We start from the raw sequence: 18102 nt of genomic DNA, 5'->3' as shown, positions 1-18102 counted from the left end.
ACGAACCGACTCGCCCAGGTCCGCGTCCGCGTCCTGCACCTGGGTCTGGTCGCTGTCGAGGTCCTGGTCGATGTCGCTGTCCTGGTCCAGGTCCTGGTCGCTGTCCTGCGTGGCGTCCACGTCCACGTCCGAGTCGGCGTTGCCGCCGTTGCCGCCGCTGGCGTCCGCGTTCCCGCCGACGCCGCCGTTGCCGCCGACACCGATGCCGTCACCGGCGGTCGAGTCACCGAAGTTGATGTTGAACTTGCCGCTCTGGGAGATGTCGCCGGCGTCCCCGCCGATGCCCGTCCCGTTGCCACCGTCGGCGGAGCCGCCCACCGCGATGCCACCGTTGCCACCGTCGCCGCCGACGGTCGTGGTCTTGGTGTCGGTGTCCTGGTCCTGGTCGTTCTTCTGCGCGCCCACCTGGGTGTTGTCGGCGTTCGCGTGCTGCTCGTTGGCCTCGGCCGCCTGCTGCTCCTGCGCGTTGTCCTCGTCCAGCACGTTGGTGAGGTCGACGTTCGCGACGGTCTTGAGCATGTCCGCGAGGTTGAAGCCGGTGGGGTTCGACATGATTGCACTCCTTGACTCGATGTCTTGTGGTTCTGTTGGGGCGTAACGACTTTCGTTCGCCCCGCCGGACCGTTCGTCCAACTGACACTTAAGTTACGAGTGCGCGTGGCCCCTGCCATCCGGGCAATCCCCCTCGGTCTCGAGGGGGGTACAGGGGTGGCGGGACAGGGGTGCGGGGACGTTACGGGGTTTTCCCGGTGTGCCGGCCGCTGACCTGCTACGACGTCGGTTGTGGTGCCGGCGCGGCGGGCGCCGCCGGCGCCGGTTCCGGCTCGATGTGCGGCAGGACGCGGTCGAGCCAGGCCGGCAGCCACCAGTTGCCGTCGCCGAGCAGGAACATCGCGCACGGCACGACGACGAGCCGGATCAGCGTCGCGTCGATCAGCACGCTGACGCCCAGGCCCAGGGCCAGCATCTTGATGACCACGTCGTCCGAGGCGAGGAACGCGAAGAAGACGCAGATCATGATCAGCGCGGCCGACGTGATGACCCGGGCGGTGACCGCGAGGCCGGTCGCCACGCTGCCGTGGTTGTCGTGGCCGGCGAGGTAGGCCTCCCGCACGCGGGACAGCAGGAACACCTCGTAGTCCATCGACAGCCCGAACACGATGGCGAACATGATCATCGGCACGTACGACTCGATCGGCACGGGCTCGTCGACGCCGAAGAGCCAGCCCAGCCAGCCCCACTGGAACACCGCGACGATCACCCCGTACGCGGCCGCGATCGACAGCAGGTTCAGCACGGCCGCCTTGATCGCGAGGATCGGGCTGCGGAACGTCAGCAGCAGCATCAGGAACGCGGCGGCGACGACGATCGCGATGATCGCGGGCAGCCGCGCGGACACGATGTCGCGGAAGTCGAGCTGGCCCGCGGTCAGGCCGGTGACGTAGCTCTTCGCGCCGGTACCCGCGAGCACCGGCGGCAGCGTCGTGTCCCGGAGGGTGTGCATCAGGTCCTCGGTCGCCGAGTCCTGCGGCTCGGACGTCGGCGTGACCGTCGAGAGCAGCAGCGCCTTGTCCTGCGTCGGCGTGACCGGCGTGGCGGCCGCGACGCCCTTCGTGTCCTGCAGCGCCTGCTGGACCTTCGAGGCGAGCGCGTTGCGGTCCGCGTCGCTCGCCGAGGACTTCGGCTCCACGATCACGGTGAACTGCCCGTTCGCCCCGACGCCGAAGCCCGCGCTCATCGCGTCGTAGGCCTGCCGCGTCGTGCTGTCCGCGGGGCCCGCGCCGTCGTCCACGTGTCCCAGCCGCAACGACAGTGTCGGGATCGCGAGGATCAGCACCACCAGCACGGCTCCCACCAGGTACCGCCACGGGTGGCGCTCCAGCGCCCGCGCGTAGCGGCGCCAGGTGCCCGCCGAGCCGTCCGTGGTCTCCTCCGCGACCGGCCGGCGCACCCGCAGCCGGTCGATCCGCCGGCCCGCGAGCCCCAGCAGCCCCGGCACGAGCGTCACCGCCGCGGCGGCCGCGACGACGACCGCGATCGACGCCGCGAGGCCCAGCTTGCCGATGAACGTCACGCCGACGGCGAAGAGCCCCAGCAGCGCGATGACCACCGTCGTCGCCGCGACGAGCACCGACCGCCCGCTGGTCGCGATCGCGTTACCGGCCGCGGTCACCGGGTCCACGCCCTCGATCAGCTGCTGGCGGTGGCGGGTGGTGAGGAAGAGCGCGTAGTCGATGCCGACGCCCAGCCCGATCATGATCGCCAGCGTGGGCGACGCCTTGGCGAACGAGATCGCCCCGGCCAGCAGCCCGAGCCCGGCGAGCGCGGTCGCGACGCCGACGATCGAGGTCACGATCGGCAGCAGCGCGGCGAGCACGCTGCCGAAGGCCAGCAGCAGCACCAGGATCGCGATGAGAATCCCGATCAGCTCGGAGCGAAGGTCCCCGGTCGCGGGCTCGGCCGCCTTGCCGAGGTTGCCGGTGTAGTAGACGGAGACCCCGGCCGAGCGGGCGGTGTCGGTCGCGTGGTTGATGTCGTCGACGAGGCTGTCGCCGACCGTGGCCGGGTTCTGGTCGAAGCGAACGGTCGCGTAGGCGACCTTGCCGTTCTGCGCGGTCGAGGCGGCGCTGAGCGGGTCGGACACGGACACGACGTGCTCGACGTCCTTCACCTGGTCCACGGTCTTGTCGATGGCCGCCTGCCGCGCGGACAGCTCGCCAGAGTCCGCGGAGAAGACCAGCCGGGCCGAGGTGGTGCCGGCTGCGACGCCGTGCGCGGACAGGGCCGCGCTGCCCTGCCCGGACTCGGTGCTGTCGAGCGTGAAGTCGTCGCTGTAGGTCCCGCCGACCAGGCTGTTCGCGACGGTGGCGCCGGCCAGCACGACCAGCCACACGGCGATGACGGGCCAGGGGTGGGCGGCACACCAGCTGCCCAGGCGCGCGAGCCTGCCGTGGGCGGGTGCCGCCGGTCGCGGCTGCGTCGTCATGGGACGTCCCTCCGCCAAGGTTCGGCCCGACCGCAGACCAGTCTCGCACCGGGATCGAGCGGGCGCGATCACCCTCACCAGGTGAGATCGGGCAGATACCGCCTGGTCGCGGTGGACGGCGACGTTAGTGAGCGCTAACATCGAGGGCGTAGTGTTAACGCTGACTAACTTGAGCGGAGCGAGATGGACGCGCCCGTCCTGCGGAGTGGGGCCGACCCCGGCGACCCGGCCTTCCAGCGGAACGTCAAGGAGCACACCGCACTGGTCGACGACCTGCGTGCGCGCACGGGCAAGGCCGCGCGCGGCGGCGGGGAGAAGGCCCGGCAGCGCCACGTCGACCGCGGCAAGCTGCTGCCCCGGGACCGCGTCTCCTCGCTCGTCGACCCGGGCTCGCCGTTCCTCGAGCTGTCCCAGCTCGCCGCCACCGGGATGTACGACGACGAGGCGCCGGCCGCGGGGATCATCACCGGCGTGGGCCGGGTGTCCGGCCGCGAATGCGTGATCGTCGCCAACGACGCGACCGTCAAGGGCGGCACGTACTACCCGATGACGGTCAAGAAGCACCTCCGCGCGCAGGAGGTCGCCCTCCACAACAACCTGCCCTGCCTCTACCTCGTCGACTCCGGCGGCGCGTTCCTGCCCCGCCAGGACGAGGTCTTCCCGGACCGCGAGCACTTCGGCCGCATCTTCTACAACCAGGCCACCATGTCCGCCAACGGCATCCCGCAGATCGCCGCGGTCCTCGGGTCCTGCACGGCGGGCGGCGCGTACGTACCGGCGATGTCCGACGAGGCCGTGATCGTCCGCAACCAGGGCACGATCTTCCTCGGCGGCCCGCCGCTGGTGAAGGCCGCCACCGGCGAGGTCGTCAGCGCCGAGGACCTGGGTGGCGGCGACGTGCACGCGCGCAAGTCCGGCGTCACCGACCACCTCGCCGAGGACGACGCGCACGCGCTGCGCATCGTCCGCTCGATCGTGAGCACGCTCGGGCCGCGCTCGCCGCGGCCTTGGGACACGGTCAAGACCGAGGAGCCCGAGGTCGACCCGACGCAGCTCTACGGCGTCGTCCCCACCGACTCGCGCACGCCCTACGACGTCCGCGAGGTCATCGCGCGCGTCGTCGACGGCAGCCGGTTCCGCGAGTTCAAGAAGGAGTACGGGCCGACGCTCGTCACCGGCTTCGCGCGCATCCACGGCCACCCGGCCGGCATCGTCGCCAACAACGGCGTGCTGTTCGGCGACTCGGCGGTCAAGGGCGCGCACTTCATCGAGCTCTGCGACCAGCGCTCGATCCCGCTGGTGTTCCTGCAGAACATCACCGGCTTCATGGTCGGTCGCGACTACGAGGTGAGCGGGATCGCCAAGCACGGCGCCAAGATGGTCACCGCGGTCGCCTGCGCGCGGGTGCCGAAGTTCACGGTGATCGTCGGCGGCTCGTTCGGCGCCGGCAACTATTCGATGTGCGGCCGGGCGTACTCGCCCCGCTTCCTGTGGATGTGGCCCAACGCGCGGATCTCCGTGATGGGCGGCGAGCAGGCGGCGACGGTTCTCGCCACGGTGCGCCGCGACCAGCTCGAGGCCCGCGGCGACGAGTGGTCCACCGGCGACGAGGAGGCGTTCAAGGACCCCATCCGCACGCAGTACGAGGACCAGGGCAACCCCTACTACTCGACCGCGCGGCTGTGGGACGACGGCGTGATCGACCCCGCCGACACGCGCATGGTGCTGGGGCTCGCGCTCTCCGCGGCCGGCAACGCGCCGCTCGAACCCGTCCGCTACGGCGTCTTCCGGATGTGAGGTCATGTTCGACACCGTTCTGATCGCCAACCGCGGGGAGATCGCGGTACGGGTCGCCGGCACGCTTTCGCGGCTGGGCATCCGGACCGTCGCCGTCTACACCGACGCGGACACCGGCGCCCGCCACGTCGCCGAGGCGGACGAGGCCGTCCACGTCGACAGCTACCTGTCCATCGAGGCGATCCTCGCCGCGGCCCGCGAGACCGGCGCCCAGGCCGTCCACCCCGGCTACGGCTTCCTCGCCGAGAACGCCGCGTTCGCCCGGGCCTGCGCGGACGCCGGGCTCACGTTCGTCGGCCCGCCGGCCGCGGCGATCGACGCGATGGGCGACAAGATCCGCGCGAAGCAGACCGTGTCGGCGGCCGGGGTGCCGGTCGTGCCCGGCCGCAACCTCGCCGGCATGTCCGACGACGACCTGGTCGAGGCGGCCGCCGAGGTCGGCTACCCGGTGCTGGTCAAGCCGTCCGCGGGCGGCGGCGGCAAGGGCATGCGCCGCGTCGACGACCCCGCGGACCTGCGCGCGGCCCTCGAGTCCGCCCGGCGCGAGGCCCGCGGCGCGTTCGGCGACGACACCCTGCTCATCGAGCGGTTCGTGACCAACCCGCGGCACATCGAGATCCAGGTGCTCGCGGACGCGCACGGCAACGTGATCCACCTCGGCGAGCGCGAGTGCAGCCTGCAGCGCCGGCACCAGAAGATCATCGAGGAGGCACCGTCGCCGCTGCTGTCCCCGGCCGACCGCGCACGGATGGGCGAGGCCGCCGCGGACGCCGCGCGCTCGGTCGCCTACCAGGGCGCGGGCACCGTCGAGTTCATCGTGTCGACCGATCGCCCGGACGAGTTCTTCTTCATGGAGATGAACACCCGGCTGCAGGTCGAGCACCCGGTCACCGAGCTCGTCACCGGCATCGACCTGGTGGAGCAGCAGATCCTCGTCGCGGCCGGCGAGAAGCTCGCGATCGGACAGTCCGATGTGGACTTCACGGGCCACGCGGTCGAGGCGCGCGTGTACGCCGAGGACCCGGCCCACGGCTTCCTGCCCACCGGCGGCACCGTGCTCGCGCTCGCCGAGCCGCGCGGCCCGCACGTGCGGGTGGACTCCGCGCTGCGCGCGGGCACCGTGGTCGGCTCCAGCTACGACCCCATGCTCGCCAAGGTGATCGCCTGGGGCCCGGACCGGGATGCGGCGTTGCGCCGGCTGGCCGCGAGCCTCGGCGACACCGCCGTGCTCGGCGTCGGCACGAACGTCGCCTTCCTGCGCGCGCTGCTCGCCGACGACGACGTCGTGGCCGGCCGCCTGGACACCGGGCTGGTCGAGCGCAAGCTCGGCGGGCTGACCGGCGCGGACGTGCCGGACGTCGTGTTCGCCGCGGCCGCGCTCGACGAATTGCTCGGGCTGCAGCCCGCGGGCGAGGTCGTGGACCCCTGGGACGTGCCGAGCGGCTGGCGGCTCGGCGGCGCCGCGGCCACCCGGTTCCGGCTGGCCTGCGGCGAGCGGCAGGTCACCGTCCGGGTCACCGGATCGCCCGGCGCCGCGAGCGTGGCGGTCGGCGACGCGGAGCCCGTGCGTGCCTCGGCCCGGCGCCATGCCGACGGCGGCGCGGGCCGGCTCGAGGTCACGTTCGGCGGCCGCATCACGTCGTTCCGCCGTGCGCTCGACGAGGCGACCGACACGCTGTGGCTCGCCGCGCACGGCGAGACCTGGGCCGTGGCCGAACATTCGCTCCTGGAGGGCGAGTCCGCGGCCGCCGCCGCGGGCGGGCCGGTGACGAGCCCCATGCCGGGCACCGTGCTGGTCGTGAAGGCGGCCGTCGGCGACGCGGTCACCGCGGGCACGCCGCTCGTCGTCGTCGAGGCCATGAAGATGGAGCACACGATCACCGCCCCGGTCGACGGCGTGCTCACCGAGCTGAACGTGCGCGCGGGCCAACAGGTCGCGCTGAACCAACCCCTTGCCGTGGTGACCCCACAGGAGGAGGCGTCCAATGATTGACTTCCGGCTCGACGAGGAGCACGAGACCCTGCGCAAGACCGTCGAGGAGTTCGCGCGCGAGGAGGTGGCGCCGGTCATCGGCGACTACTACGAGCGCGAGGAGTTCCCGTACGACCTCGTCGCCAAGATGGGCCGGATGGGGTTGTTCGGGTTGCCGTTCCCCGAGTCCTACGGCGGTATGGGCGGCGACTTCACCGCGCTGTGCATCACGCTCGAGGAGCTCGCCCGGGTCGACTCGTCGGTCGCGATCACGCTGGAGGCCGGCGTCTCGCTCGGCGCGATGCCGGTCTACCGGTTCGGCACCGAGGACCAGAAGCGCGAGTGGCTGCCCAGGCTCTGCGCGGGCGAGCTGCTCGGCGGCTTCGGCCTCACCGAGCCGGGCGGCGGCTCGGACGCCGGCGCCACGCAGACCACCGCCCGGCTCGAGGGCGGCGAGTGGGTCATCAACGGCTCGAAGTCGTTCATCACCAACTCCGGCACGGACATCACCGGCCTGGTCACGGTCACCGCGGTGACCGGCACGACCGACGGGCGCAAGGAGATCTCCGCGATCATCGTGCCGGCCGGCACCCCGGGCTTCGCGGTGTCCAAGAAGTACTCGAAGGTCGGCTGGAACGCCTCCGACACGCGCGAGCTGTCCTTCGCCGACTGCCGGGTTCCGGAGGCCAACCTGCTCGGCACGCGGGGCCGCGGCTACGCGCAGTTCCTGTCCATTCTGGACGAAGGCCGGATCGCGATCGCCGCGCTGTCGGTCGGGCTCGCGCAGGGCTGTGTGGACGAATGCCTGCGGTACGTGAACGAGCGGGAGGCGTTCGGCCACAAGATCGGCGAGTACCAGGCGATCCAGTTCAAGATCGCGGACATGGAGGCGCGGGCGCACACCGCGCGGCTGGCCTACTACGCGGCGCTCGCGAAGATGGAGCGGTCCGAGCCGTTCAAGAAGGAGGCCGCGATCGCGAAGCTGGTGTCGTCCAACGCCGCGATGGACAACGCGCGCGACGCCACGCAGATCTTCGGCGGGTACGGCTTCATGAACGAGTTCCCGGTCGGCCGCTTCTACCGCGACGCCAAGATCCTGGAGATCGGCGAGGGCACGAGCGAGGTGCAGCGCATGCTGATCGCGCGGGAGCTAGGGCTTCGCTGAGCGGATCCTGTCGTCCACATCGGGCAGCCAGAAGGACAGCTCCAGCGTCTTCATGCTCGCCATGAAGCTCAGCCTGCGTCCCTGCCGCACGAGCAGCACGGCGGCGGCGCCGAAGACGACCGCGCACAGTGCGGCGAGCACCGGGTGGCCATCCGTGAACGCCTCGACCAGCGCGGTGACCGCGGCCAGGGCCAGCGCGGGACCCGCGTTGCGGGCCATCAGCCCGGACGCACGCAGGCGGTTCACCTCGGTCGCCGCGTCCATGTCGTGCAGTTGGAGCGCGGCGAGCAGCAGGAACGAGTCGGCGTCCACGAAGGCCCGATCGCGGGCGGCGGGGTTGCGGCGGCGGAACTCGGCACGCGCGTCACGTCGCCGTCCCGGCACCACCCGGTCCAGCAGCGAGCCCAGCGGATACCCGAGGATGCCTAACAGGTAGCTCAGCACCACCGCGCCGATCACGAGCAGGACACCGTTGACACCGTTCAGCGAGCTCAGTTCGACGAGGCCCAGCCGGTCGGCGACAAAGCCGGCCAGCACGACGTAGAGCCCGCCGGCGATCGCGTATGTGAAGAGGTCGAAGACGCCCACCACGATGTTCACGCGGGGGATCCTGCCAAACAAAAGGGCCCCGGCGGTGGCGGCCGCCGAGGCCGGGCGCAAACACCGTTCCGAGGAGGGGTTTGCGATGGCAATGCTAGACCACGCGCCGCCGGAGACCAATACCCGGATCCCCGAGGGGACCCGAAAATCACTGACCTCGCGGCTGCCGCGGGAGGGGCTCCTGGCCGTACGATGAGTCGCTTGCCCTGCGGTCACCTCGGAGGCTGTCATGCGATTGACGCGCCGGTTTTCCCTGGTCATGGCGGTTGTCACGCCGCTCGTATCGGTCGTCGTGGCGACTCCGGCCACCGCCGCGCCGCGTGGTGACGACCGGCCCACGCCGCCCCCGTGGCTGCGTGTCGAGAACGGAGTCAGCCAGCCGCAGTTCGACCTGGCGAACGCCGTCCAGGAGACGCTGTTCGTCCAGACCTCCGTGGACAGTGACCTCGACGGCAGGCTCGACCGGGTGCGGCTGCAGCTGTCGCGTCCCGGTGAGACGGAGTCGCAGGGCATCAAGGTGCCGGTGATCTTCGAGCACAGCCCGTACCGGTACAACCTCGGCGACGCGCCGAACCACAATGTGGACTTCGACGTGCTGCCGCAGGAGGGCATCCAGCCGCACGCGCAGGGCGAGGGCTCGACGCGCACCGCGCTCGCCGCGCCGCGGCCGGTGCCGGACCTGCCCGGGTCGCTCGACAACTACTGGGTGCCGCGCGGCTACGCGGTCGTGCTCGGCGAGAGCATCGGCACCGGGTTCTCCGACGGCTGCCCGACGATCGGCGACATGAAGGAGACGCTCGGCACCAAGGCGATCATCGACTGGCTGAACGGCCGCGCGCAGGCGTGGAACGAGGCCGGCGAGCCGGTCACCGCGGACTGGACCACCGGTGACGTGGGCATGACCGGCGTGTCCTACAACGGCACGCTGCCGAACATGGTGTCCACGACGGGCGTCGAGGGCCTGCGCACGATCGTGCCGGTGTCGGCCATCTCCAGCTGGTACGACTACTACCGAGCGAACGGGCTCGTGCGTGCGCCGCACTCGAACCAGTCCGGGTCCGGGGTGAACGACTTCCAGGGCGAGGACCTCGACGTGCTGGCGTTCTTCACCGAGGGGGCGGCGCGGGTGGACCACTGCCGGCACATCACGGACGCGCTGCTGCAGTACGCGGACCGGACCACCGGCGACTACAACCGCTACTGGGACGATCGCGACTACCTGCACCGCGCGCGTGGGGTGCAGGCCAGCGTGTTCGTGGTGCACGGGCTCGAGGACTACAACGTGATGGGCACCGCGTACGCGTCGTGGTGGTCGCAGCTGGCGCGCTACCACGTGCCGCGGAAGATCTGGTTGCACAAGGACGGCCACGGTGGCCCGCGCGGGACGTCGGACTACCAGCGCACGCTGAACCGGTGGATGGACTACTGGCTGTTCGGCGTGGACAACGGCATCATGTCCGAGCCGCGCGCGGACGTGCAGCGTCCGAACGGGACGTACGAGAAGTACGCCGACTGGCCCGCTCCGGGTGCGCGGTCGGCTTCCCTGCACCTCGGTGCCTCGAACGCGACCGAGCCCGGCACGCTCTCGGTCCGTCCGGCCTCCGGCCCTCGCCAGTCCTTTGTGGATCGCGGCCGCGAGCTGGACACGGACGCGGCCCTGATCACGAACCCGTCGGCCGCCAATCCGAACCGCCTGGTGTACGTGTCCGCGCCGCTAGCCTCGGGCGCGCACCTGAGCGGCACGCCGTCGGTGTCGCTGCGCGCGTCGGTCGACAACCGCTACGCGGCAAACCTGACCGCGGTGGTGGTGGACTACGCCCCGGACGGCACGGCGACGATGGTCACCCGGGGGTGGACGGACGTGCAGAACCGCCAGTCCCGCTCGCGCAGCACACCGATCCAGCAGGGCAAGGAGTACACGTTCGACTGGCCGCTGGAGCCCGACGACTACGTGTTCGCTGCCGGACACCGGGTCGGACTCGTGGTCGTGTCGACCGACATGCACTTCACCCTGCGGCCGCTGCCGGGGACGGAGCTGACCGTCAATCCGGCGCGGAGTTCGGTGTCGCTGCCGGTCGTCGGTGGCTCGTCGGTCTTCGAGTAGACCTGTCCACAGGCCTGCGCGTTCGCCGCCGATCCCGTCGGTGGTCGTCGCTAGGCTGGATCTCGGGGGGCCGGCGGCCGCCTGTGATCTTGGTACGCCTTCGTCTTCGCAGGTCAGCCGCTCCTGGTCGGATGTCAAGGAGCGGCTGACGTGCGGCTCGAGCCCGCTTGGCCCGCAGCAAGTGTCCGCGGCCGCCTCCTCGGCCATGTTGCTACGGAAGGATGTACCCGGCGCTGATCCCTATCCGTAGGCTCCTGCTCACTCAACGCAGAGCGATTCGGAGATCTCATGTCCCTGCGCCGGCGGGTCCTGCTGTTCCTGTCCCTCCTCGGCATCGTCGCCGCCGCGGTCGCGGTGCCCGTGGCTTCCGCCGATCAGAAGCGCACGCCGGCCGACTGCGCCGCCGCGCTCGACTGCTCCATCGACGACATCGACCTGCTCACCATGGCCGAGCGGCTCGAGCTCGTCCGGGGTATGGAGAGTGGACACGGGGCCGAGCTCGGGGTGCCCGACCGGTGGCGGAACATCGAAGGCGTCATCACCTTCTTCCGGGACCACCAGCTGGGCGCGGCCGGCACCTGGGTGTCCTACGTGGACGCGGGCATCGTGGAGGGCATCGAGCGGGGGCTGGCCCTCGCGAAAGGCCTGCCGGGCGGGGACTTCGGGAACCCCGGCTCCGCGAAGTGGGCCACCTACATCACCGGCGACTGGGCCACCCGCGGCCAGCACGACAAGGCCTGGAGCGAGGCTGAACAGGCGTCGACCGAGCACGGAGTGGCCGTCGCCGAGAGCCACGGACAGCACGCGACGCCCGTCGAGCAGCGGTTCTACCAGTTCTCCGAAACCTACCGTTGGGCGTTGCGCAACAGGCCCGTCGCACTCGATCTGCTCGCCGTGTTCGGCCCGGTCATCGCGCCCGGGCTCACCCACGCCCGCGTCCCGTTCTACGACTGGTTCACCGATGTTCGCGAGTCGGCGCCGTCCTACAAGGGCTGCGAGATGGCCTACGGCTTGGCCCAGATGCACCCCATCGAGGGCGTGTTCGGGGCCGCGGGGCTCTTCCTCGCCTACGTGACCGAGCTGTTCGAGGAGTACCGGCAAACTCATTAGCGAGGCGAACTTCCCGGGAGATCGGGTTAGCATCGTGGGGTGAGCCGATCACCAGCACGGATCGCCCATGACCGCGCCGTGGACGCGCTACGGGCTCAGCTCGTGGCACAACCGGACGGATCGCCCATACGACTCGCGAAGCCCACCTCCAACCTCTTCCGTTTCCGCGAACCGCCGCCCGCGAACGCCCTGGACGTCAGCGCCTTCGCGGGTGTGATCGACATCGACACCGCCGCCGGCACCGCCGACGTCGGCGGCATGACGACCTACGAGAACCTGGCCGACGCCACGCTCGCCCGGGACCGCATGCCGCACGTCGTCCCGCAGCTCAAGACCATCACCCTCGGCGGCGCCGTGGCCGGCCTCGGGATCGAGTCGAGCTCGTTCCGCAACGGCATGCCGCACGAGTCGGTGCTCGAGATGGAGATCCTCACCCCGGACGGCGACGTCGTGCTGGCCCGGCCGGACAACGAGCACCGCGACCTCTTCCGGGGCTTCCCCAACTCCTACGGCACCCTCGGCTACGCACTGCGCCTGCGCATCGAGCTCCAGCCGGTCAAGCCCTACGTCTCGCTGCGCCACGTCCGCTACTCCGACGCCGCGGCCTGCGCGAAGGGCATCGAGGAGGCATGCGCGACCGGTTCCGGCGAGGCGGCCGACTTCGTCGACGGGACCGTGTTCGCCGGCGACGAGATGTACCTGACGCTCGGCACGTTCTCCGACCAGGCAGCGGATGTGTCGGACTACACCGGCCAGCGGATCTTCTATCACTCGATCCGTGATCGGGTGACCGACCAGCTCACGGTGCGCGACTACCTGTGGCGCTGGGACACCGACTGGTTCTGGTGTTCGAAGGCGCTCGGTGCACAGCACCCGGTCGTCCGCCGACTCTGGCCGCGCCGCTACCTGCGCTCGGACGTCTACCGCAAGATCGTCGCGTTCGACCGCCGGCACCAGCTGTCCGCCCGGGTCGGGCGGCTGCTGCGCCAGCCCGACCGCGAGGCCGTCATCCAGGACATCGAGGTCCCGGTCGAGCGGCTGGCCGAGTTCCTCGAGTTCTTCGACGCCGAGATCGGCATCCGCCCGGTCTGGCTGTGCCCGGTCCGCCTCCGCGAGTCGCACGGCTGGCCGCTGTACCCGATGGAGCCCGGGCGGCTGTTCGTGAACGTCGGGTTCTGGGCGACCGTGCCGCTGGGTCCCGGTCAGCCGGATGGCACGCACAATCGCCTGATCGAGAGCAAGGTCACCGATCTGGGTGGACATAAGTCGCTGTACTCGGATTCGTACTTCACCGAGGATGAGTTTTGGCTGCGGTACGACGGTGAGACCTACCGGAAGCTGAAGCAGACCTACGACCCGAAGGGGCGGCTTCCCGATCTGTACGCGAAGTGCGTTGGCAACCGATAGACCACTGAGGGCGGGAAGGAGCGAACCATGCGACTGGCCGAAATCTTCGAGCGCGTGATCGGGCGCGACGCTCCACTGGAGTTCCGTGCGTTCGACGGCAGCAGGGCCGGCGACCCGGACGCACCGGTGCGGGTGGAGGTACGTTCGCCGATCGCGTTGTCCTACCTGGCGTCGGCACCCGGCGAGCTCGGTCTCGCGCGGGCCTACGTCAGCGGCACCATCGACATCCACGGCGACATGTACACCGCGCTGGCGAGCATGTCAGCGGCCACATTGGACGGTATCCCGCCGCGTACGCAGGCGGAGATCCTCGCGCGGCTCGGCATGTACCGGCTGTGGTGGCCCGCCCGCCGGCCGGACGCGGAGTCGCGGCTGCGTGGCCGCAAGCACTCCAAGAAGCGGGACCAGGACGCCATCTCCCACCACTACGACGTGTCGAACCGCTTCTACGAGTGGGTGCTCGGCCCGTCGATGGCGTACACCTGCGCGGTCTACCCGGATGGCGACGCGTCGCTGGAAGAGGCCCAGTGGACCAAGCACGACCTCGTCGCGCGCAAGCTCGGGCTGGAGCCCGGCATGCGGCTGCTCGACGTGGGCTGCGGCTGGGGTGGCATGGTGATGCATGCCGCGAAGCACTACCGCGTACGCGCCCTCGGCGTGACGCTGTCGCGCAAGCAGGCGGAATGGGGGCAGAAGGCGATCGCCGAGGCCGGCCTGACCGAGCTCGCGGAGATCCGCCACCTCGACTACCGCGACGTCGCCGAGTCCGGCTTCGACGCGGTCAGCTCGATCGGCCTCACCGAGCACATCGGCAAGGCGCACCTCGGCGAGTACTTCCGCTCGCTGCACGACAAGCTGCGCCCGGGCGGGCGGCTGCTCAACCACTGCATCACGCGGCCGGACACGAAGCCCGCGAAGGTCGGCGGCTTCCTCAACCGGTACGTCTTCCCGGACGGCGAGCTGGAGAGCCCCGGCTACCTCATGACCCAGATGCACGACAACGGCTTCGAGGTGCGCCACGAGGAGAACCTCCGCGAGCACTACGCGAAGACGCTGACCCAGTGGTGCGCGAACCTCGACGAGCACTGGGACGAGGCCGTGCGCGAGGTCGGCGTGGGCCGGGCGCGGGTGTGGCGGCTGTACATGGCCGGCTCGCGGCTGGGCTTCGACCGCAACACCGTGCAGCTGCACCAGATGCTCGGCGTCCGGCTGGACGGCACCGCGTCGCACATGCCGTTGCGGCCGACCTGGTAGGTCAGGGTTTGCGGGCCACCCCGGCGATGGCGACGTCCGCGCCGGGCTGGTCCGCGCTGGTGTCGTTCGGCTCCGGGCGCCATTCCGGCGTGTTCACCAGGCCCGGCTCGACCATCTCGAGGCCGTCGTAGAAGCGCGCGATCTCCGCGTGCGTGCGGCGCACGCCAGGGGCGTCGGCCCGGTCGTAAAGCCGGTCGATGCCCTCGGCCTGCTCCTCGGACGGGCGCTCGACGGAGTGCGACAGCACCAGGTAGCTGCCGGGCGCGAGCCGGGAGACGAAGCGGGCCACGGCGTCGTACGGCTGGGCGTCGTCGGGCACGAAGTGCAGCACGGCGACGAGCAGCAGGGCCATCGGCTGGTCGAAGTCGAGCACGCGCCGCGTGGTCTCGTTGTCCAGGACCGAGTCCGGGTCGGTGAAGTCGGCACGGATGGCCGCCGCCTGGTCGTTGTCGCGCAGCATCAGCTCGCTGTGCGTCACGGCGACCGGCTCGACGTCCGCGTACAGCACCCGGCACGACGGGTCCATGCGCTGCGCGATCTCGTGCACGTTGCCCGCGGTCGGGATGCCGGAGCCGACGTCGAGGAACTGGCGGATGCCGGCGTCGACGCAGAACCGCACCGCGCGGTTCAGGAACGCGCGGTTCATCCGGGCGGCCCCGCGGGCCTCGGGCAGCACGGTGAGCAACTGCTCGGCGAACTCCCGGTCCGCGGCGAAGTTGGCCGCGCCCCCCAGGAGGTAGTCGTAGATCCGGGCGGCGTTGGGCCGCTCCAGGTCGATCGATTCCGGTGCCCAGTTCGGCCGCTCCGTAGACGCCATGTACCGCATCGTAGTCATCGGGTGGCGCGGTTGAAGAGAAGATCAGCTGAGCGCAGGATGGGCCCATGAGGTTGACCGACGCCGCCGAGAACGTCCGTGACAAGGTGCTGCGAGGCGGTGTCGCCGACCTGCGGCCGATGCCCCGGACATTGATCGACAAGGGCCCGAACCGGTCGGTGTACCGGTTCGTCGGCGGCGCCCAGCGGGGCGAGCCGGTGCTGCTGGTGCCGCCGCTCGCCGCGCCCGCGCTGTGCTTCGACCTGCGGCGGGGCTGCAGCGTGGCCGAGCACCTGGTCGACGGCGGCAGGCGGCTCTACCTGGTCGACTACGGCTCGGTCAGCTTCTCCGACCGGCGGCTGGGCCTCGAGCACTGGATCGACGAGGTGCTGCCCCGGTCCATCCAGGCGGTCGCCAAGGACGCGGGCGGCGCGCCGGTGCACCTGGTGGCGTGGTGTCTCGGCGGCATCCTGTCGCTGCTCACCCACGCCGACCGCCCGGAGCTGCCGATCGCGTCGATCACCACGGTCGCGGCGCCCATCGACATGACGGCCATCCCGCTGATCGCACCCATCAAGCCGCTCGCCGATCTGACCAACGGCTGGATCCTCACGCCGGTGTACCGGCTGTTCGGCAGCGCGCCGCGGGCACTGGTCAAGCGCGCGTTCCAGCTGTCGGCGCTCGACAAGATGGTGACCAAGCCGTACGCGGTTCTGTCGCATTTGGACGATCGGGACTTCCTGGCGCAGCTGGAGGCCGTGGACCGGTTCACCGACAACATGATCGCCTACCCCGGGCGCACGTTCGGGCAGATGTACCACCGCTTCTTCCGCTCCAACGACCTGGCGGACGGCGAGGTCGACTTCGGCGGCCGGCGGATCTCGCTGCACTCGGTGAAGGCCCCGGTCCTCGTCGTCGCCGGTCGCGGGGACGGCATCGCCCCGCAGCGCGCGGTCCGCAAGCTGGTGGACGTGCTGGAGAACGCGGCGGAGGTCCGGTACGAGACGGCGCCCGGCGGTCACCTCGGCGTGCTGGCCGGCCGCGGCGCCCGCACGACGACGTGGGCCTACCTCGACGACTTCCTGGACACCTACGCGAGCTGATCGGGCCGGATGAGCAGCGGCGGGTCGCCGCTGGTCTCGCGCTCGGGCATGACGAGCTCCGACTGCCGTTGCTCGAGCTCGATCCGCTTGCCGGCGTAGAAGAAGGCGCCGAGCTCCTCGATCCCGGTCCCGGACAGCGAGTCACGGGTGCGGTTGCGACGGCCCGGCAACCGGCTCCGCCCGCTCGCCCAGAGCCCGAACCGCTCGAACGCCGCGAGCACGACGAGCAGGCACACCAGCCCGGGGATCGACATCGCCCACACCCATGCCATGTGCGTTGAACGCACCCCGGAGCGGCGAAGTTCCGGCCGCCCGGGTTCCTCGACGCATGAATCCCGCCAAGCAGGGTAGGGAGGTCGGGACTCATTCAGCGTGCGCCGCGGGTCGCGTCGGAGACATCGGTGTAATCGCCAGTCTTCCCGCCGCCCTGCGCTCTCGTGCCGCGAGACCCGGGGCATCATCGGGCGCGTGAGTGATCAACGGGACCGCATGGTGCGCGGCGAGTGGTACAAGGACAGCGACCCGGTGCTGGTGGACGAGCGGCGGCGGTGCCAGTCGCTCCTCGACCGCTTCAACGGGACGGCGGCGACGGCCGAGCAGGAGCGGCACGACATCCTGCGGGACCTGCTCGGCGAGATCGGGGCCGGGTCGTGGATCATGCCGCGCTTCCAGTGCGACTACGGCAGCCTCATCCGCCTGGGCTCGAACAGCTTCCTGAACTACGACGCCATCCTGATGGACTGCGCCCCGATCACCATTGGTGACGACGTGTCGATCGGTCCGCGAGCCCAGCTGCTGACCGCCCTGCACCCCATGGACGACCACGAGATGCGCCGCCAGCGCTGGGAGCGCGCCGCACCGATCGCGATCGGCGACAACGTGTGGTTCGGCGGCGGCGTGATCGTCTGCGCGGGCGTAACCGTCGGCGACAACACGGTGGTGGGTGCTGGCAGCGTGGTGACCCGTGACGTCCCCGGCGGCGTCCTGGCCGCGGGCAACCCCGCCCGGGTGATCCGCAAGCTCGACCGCTGAGGGCAGACGGTCAGGATGCCGCTCTGTCCCGGTGACCGGCCACACGCTTGTCCAGCCACCAGGTAAACATGAAGAACAGCGCGCCCTGTGCCAAGCCCGCGGCGACAAGCTCCGCGAATGCGGGCAGACCGGTTTCCGCCGGAGCGAGCACGAAGACAACCAGCGATGCCGGCATGGCCACCAAGTACAGCCAGATGCCGGCGAAACTCGCGTCGCCCGGCCGGCTGAGCGGGCCCCAGGTCGCCAGCCACACGAAGACGGCCACACCGACGATCAGCAGGAGGTACGCGGTCCCGACCCACCGAAACCGCCAGGGAACCGCACGCCAGGCGCGCTTCATGCCGGCATTGTGGTTCTGCTGTCCTGCCAGTGCAACGCGTCGGCCGAGATCTGCAGGATGTCGACTGTGGTCTGACCGGGCCTGTTACCGCAGGTCACTTGACCTGCATCAACGTCTGTCATCAGTTCTCGTGCGTACTCGCCCGTCTCCGACCTCTCACGGCCTGGATACGGCCTGATCATGAACGCTGTCTACTCCTCCGGGGCTACCCCTGGCGCGAGTCGCGGTTGTGGTGCTCTGCGCTGCTTCTCGGTGGTGTTCCGCGCCTTCCGTGATGGTTCCGCGCTCGCCACACTGCCGCCGATGCGTCGTTCGCGAGACCCATGCCCGGTAGACTGATCGTTGTGAGCGCGGAGCGAGATGAGCTGATGCGCCTGGTCCAGGCCCTGCCGGAGGACCAGGTGGGCGAAGCTCTGGC

At 70.6% G+C, this 18102-nt stretch carries 14 protein-coding genes and 1 pseudogene; 9 read left to right on the top strand and 6 right to left on the bottom strand.

The genetic code is table 11. From position 1 onward, the window contains the following. Positions 1–552 (bottom strand): annotated as a pseudogene (locus VH969_RS10410) (hypothetical protein); the annotation flags it as partial. Positions 553–769: 217 nt separating this feature from the next. Then, entirely contained in the window at positions 770–2986 is a 2217-nt protein-coding gene (locus VH969_RS10405) for an MMPL family transporter (protein ID WP_331973470.1), read from the bottom strand. 183 nt (positions 2987–3169) lie between these two features. On the opposite strand from VH969_RS10405, the gene VH969_RS10400 reads away from it, so the two are divergent. The 3 genes from VH969_RS10400 to VH969_RS10390 are packed head-to-tail and all read left to right on the top strand — an operon-like array spanning position 3170 to position 7920. After that, the gene (locus VH969_RS10400) at positions 3170–4783 is read left to right on the top strand and encodes a carboxyl transferase domain-containing protein (protein ID WP_331973469.1); all 1614 of its coding nucleotides are present in this window, start codon (positions 3170–3172) and stop codon (positions 4781–4783) included. Between the two features lie 4 nt (positions 4784–4787). Further along, a complete protein-coding gene (locus VH969_RS10395; RefSeq protein WP_331973468.1) occupies positions 4788–6776 on the top strand; it encodes an ATP-binding protein in 1989 nt (662 codons plus the stop codon). Further along, a complete protein-coding gene (locus tag VH969_RS10390) occupies positions 6769–7920 on the top strand; it encodes an acyl-CoA dehydrogenase family protein (RefSeq protein ID WP_331973467.1) in 1152 nt (383 codons plus the stop codon). The genes VH969_RS10395 and VH969_RS10390 overlap by 8 nt, the downstream gene beginning before the upstream one ends. Here VH969_RS10390 and VH969_RS10385 read toward each other — a convergent pair. Continuing rightward, a complete protein-coding gene (locus VH969_RS10385) occupies positions 7906–8520 on the bottom strand; it encodes a hypothetical protein (RefSeq protein ID WP_331973466.1) in 615 nt (204 codons plus the stop codon). The two genes, VH969_RS10390 and VH969_RS10385, sit on opposite strands and share 15 nt — an antisense overlap. 229 nt (positions 8521–8749) lie before the next feature. On the opposite strand from VH969_RS10385, the gene VH969_RS10380 reads away from it, so the two are divergent. From VH969_RS10380 to VH969_RS10365, 4 genes are all read left to right on the top strand, one after another. Further along, positions 8750–10624 carry a Xaa-Pro dipeptidyl-peptidase gene (locus VH969_RS10380; RefSeq protein ID WP_331973465.1) on the top strand — a complete coding sequence of 625 codons (1875 nt, stop codon included), beginning with the start codon at positions 8750–8752 and terminating at the stop codon, positions 10622–10624. 288 nt (positions 10625–10912) lie between these two features. Further along, a complete protein-coding gene (locus tag VH969_RS10375) occupies positions 10913–11734 on the top strand; it encodes a hypothetical protein (RefSeq protein ID WP_331973464.1) in 822 nt (273 codons plus the stop codon). Positions 11735–11773: 39 nt separating this feature from the next. Further along, a complete protein-coding gene (locus VH969_RS10370) occupies positions 11774–13141 on the top strand; it encodes an FAD-binding oxidoreductase (RefSeq protein WP_331973463.1) in 1368 nt (455 codons plus the stop codon). A gap of 27 nt (positions 13142–13168) precedes the next feature. Further along, complete coding sequence (locus VH969_RS10365; protein WP_331973462.1) at positions 13169–14395, top strand: class I SAM-dependent methyltransferase; 1227 nt, start codon at positions 13169–13171, stop codon at positions 14393–14395. A gap of 1 nt (position 14396) precedes the next feature. Here the strand turns inward: VH969_RS10365 and VH969_RS10360 are convergent, their stop codons facing one another. Then, complete coding sequence (locus VH969_RS10360; RefSeq protein WP_331973461.1) at positions 14397–15212, bottom strand: SAM-dependent methyltransferase; 816 nt, start codon at positions 15210–15212, stop codon at positions 14397–14399. A gap of 65 nt (positions 15213–15277) precedes the next feature. Between VH969_RS10360 and VH969_RS10355 the strand changes: the two genes are divergently transcribed. Next, entirely contained in the window at positions 15278–16312 is a 1035-nt protein-coding gene (locus tag VH969_RS10355; RefSeq protein ID WP_331973460.1) for an alpha/beta fold hydrolase, read from the top strand. Here the strand turns inward: VH969_RS10355 and VH969_RS10350 are convergent. Further along, positions 16300–16566: a DUF6191 domain-containing protein gene (locus tag VH969_RS10350; protein WP_331973459.1), complete on the bottom strand. Its 267-nt coding sequence runs from the start codon at positions 16564–16566 to the stop codon at positions 16300–16302. The two genes, VH969_RS10355 and VH969_RS10350, sit on opposite strands and share 13 nt — an antisense overlap. 214 nt (positions 16567–16780) lie before the next feature. Here VH969_RS10350 and VH969_RS10345 point away from each other — a divergent pair, with 214 nt between their 5' ends. Next, the gene (locus tag VH969_RS10345) at positions 16781–17344 is read left to right on the top strand and encodes a sugar O-acetyltransferase (protein ID WP_331973458.1); all 564 of its coding nucleotides are present in this window, start codon (positions 16781–16783) and stop codon (positions 17342–17344) included. Positions 17345–17354: 10 nt separating this feature from the next. On the opposite strand, the gene VH969_RS10340 is transcribed toward VH969_RS10345, so the two are convergent. Continuing rightward, positions 17355–17684 carry an SCO4225 family membrane protein gene (locus VH969_RS10340; protein WP_331973457.1) on the bottom strand — a complete coding sequence of 110 codons (330 nt, stop codon included), beginning with the start codon at positions 17682–17684 and terminating at the stop codon, positions 17355–17357. Between the last annotated feature and the right edge of the window lie 418 nt (positions 17685–18102).

Origin of the sequence: Actinophytocola sp. (assembly GCF_036555685.1) — a bacterium.
Classification (GTDB): domain Bacteria; phylum Actinomycetota; class Actinomycetes; order Mycobacteriales; family Pseudonocardiaceae; genus Actinophytocola.
Note: the sequence above shows the minus strand (reverse complement) of the source record. Positions and strands in the feature narration are given on the sequence as shown.

Bases quoted from the DNA above. Each gene is read 5' to 3' on its own strand.
- VH969_RS10400 (WP_331973469.1), top strand. From the start codon at position 3,170: ATGGACGCGCCCGTCCTGCGGAGTGGGGCCGACCCCGGCGACCCGGCC.
- VH969_RS10395 (WP_331973468.1), top strand. From the start codon at position 4,788: ATGTTCGACACCGTTCTGATCGCCAACCGCGGGGAGATCGCGGTACGG.
- VH969_RS10375 (WP_331973464.1), top strand. From the start codon at position 10,913: ATGTCCCTGCGCCGGCGGGTCCTGCTGTTCCTGTCCCTCCTCGGCATC.
- VH969_RS10355 (WP_331973460.1), top strand. From the start codon at position 15,278: ATGAGGTTGACCGACGCCGCCGAGAACGTCCGTGACAAGGTGCTGCGA.
- VH969_RS10380 (WP_331973465.1), top strand. From the start codon at position 8,750: ATGCGATTGACGCGCCGGTTTTCCCTGGTCATGGCGGTTGTCACGCCG.
- VH969_RS10360 (WP_331973461.1), bottom strand. From the start codon at position 15,212: ATGGCGTCTACGGAGCGGCCGAACTGGGCACCGGAATCGATCGACCTG.
- VH969_RS10340 (WP_331973457.1), bottom strand. From the start codon at position 17,684: ATGAAGCGCGCCTGGCGTGCGGTTCCCTGGCGGTTTCGGTGGGTCGGG.
- VH969_RS10350 (WP_331973459.1), bottom strand. From the start codon at position 16,566: ATGTCGATCCCCGGGCTGGTGTGCCTGCTCGTCGTGCTCGCGGCGTTC.
- VH969_RS10405 (WP_331973470.1), bottom strand. From the start codon at position 2,986: ATGACGACGCAGCCGCGACCGGCGGCACCCGCCCACGGCAGGCTCGCG.
- VH969_RS10390 (WP_331973467.1), top strand. From the start codon at position 6,769: ATGATTGACTTCCGGCTCGACGAGGAGCACGAGACCCTGCGCAAGACC.
- VH969_RS10365 (WP_331973462.1), top strand. From the start codon at position 13,169: ATGCGACTGGCCGAAATCTTCGAGCGCGTGATCGGGCGCGACGCTCCA.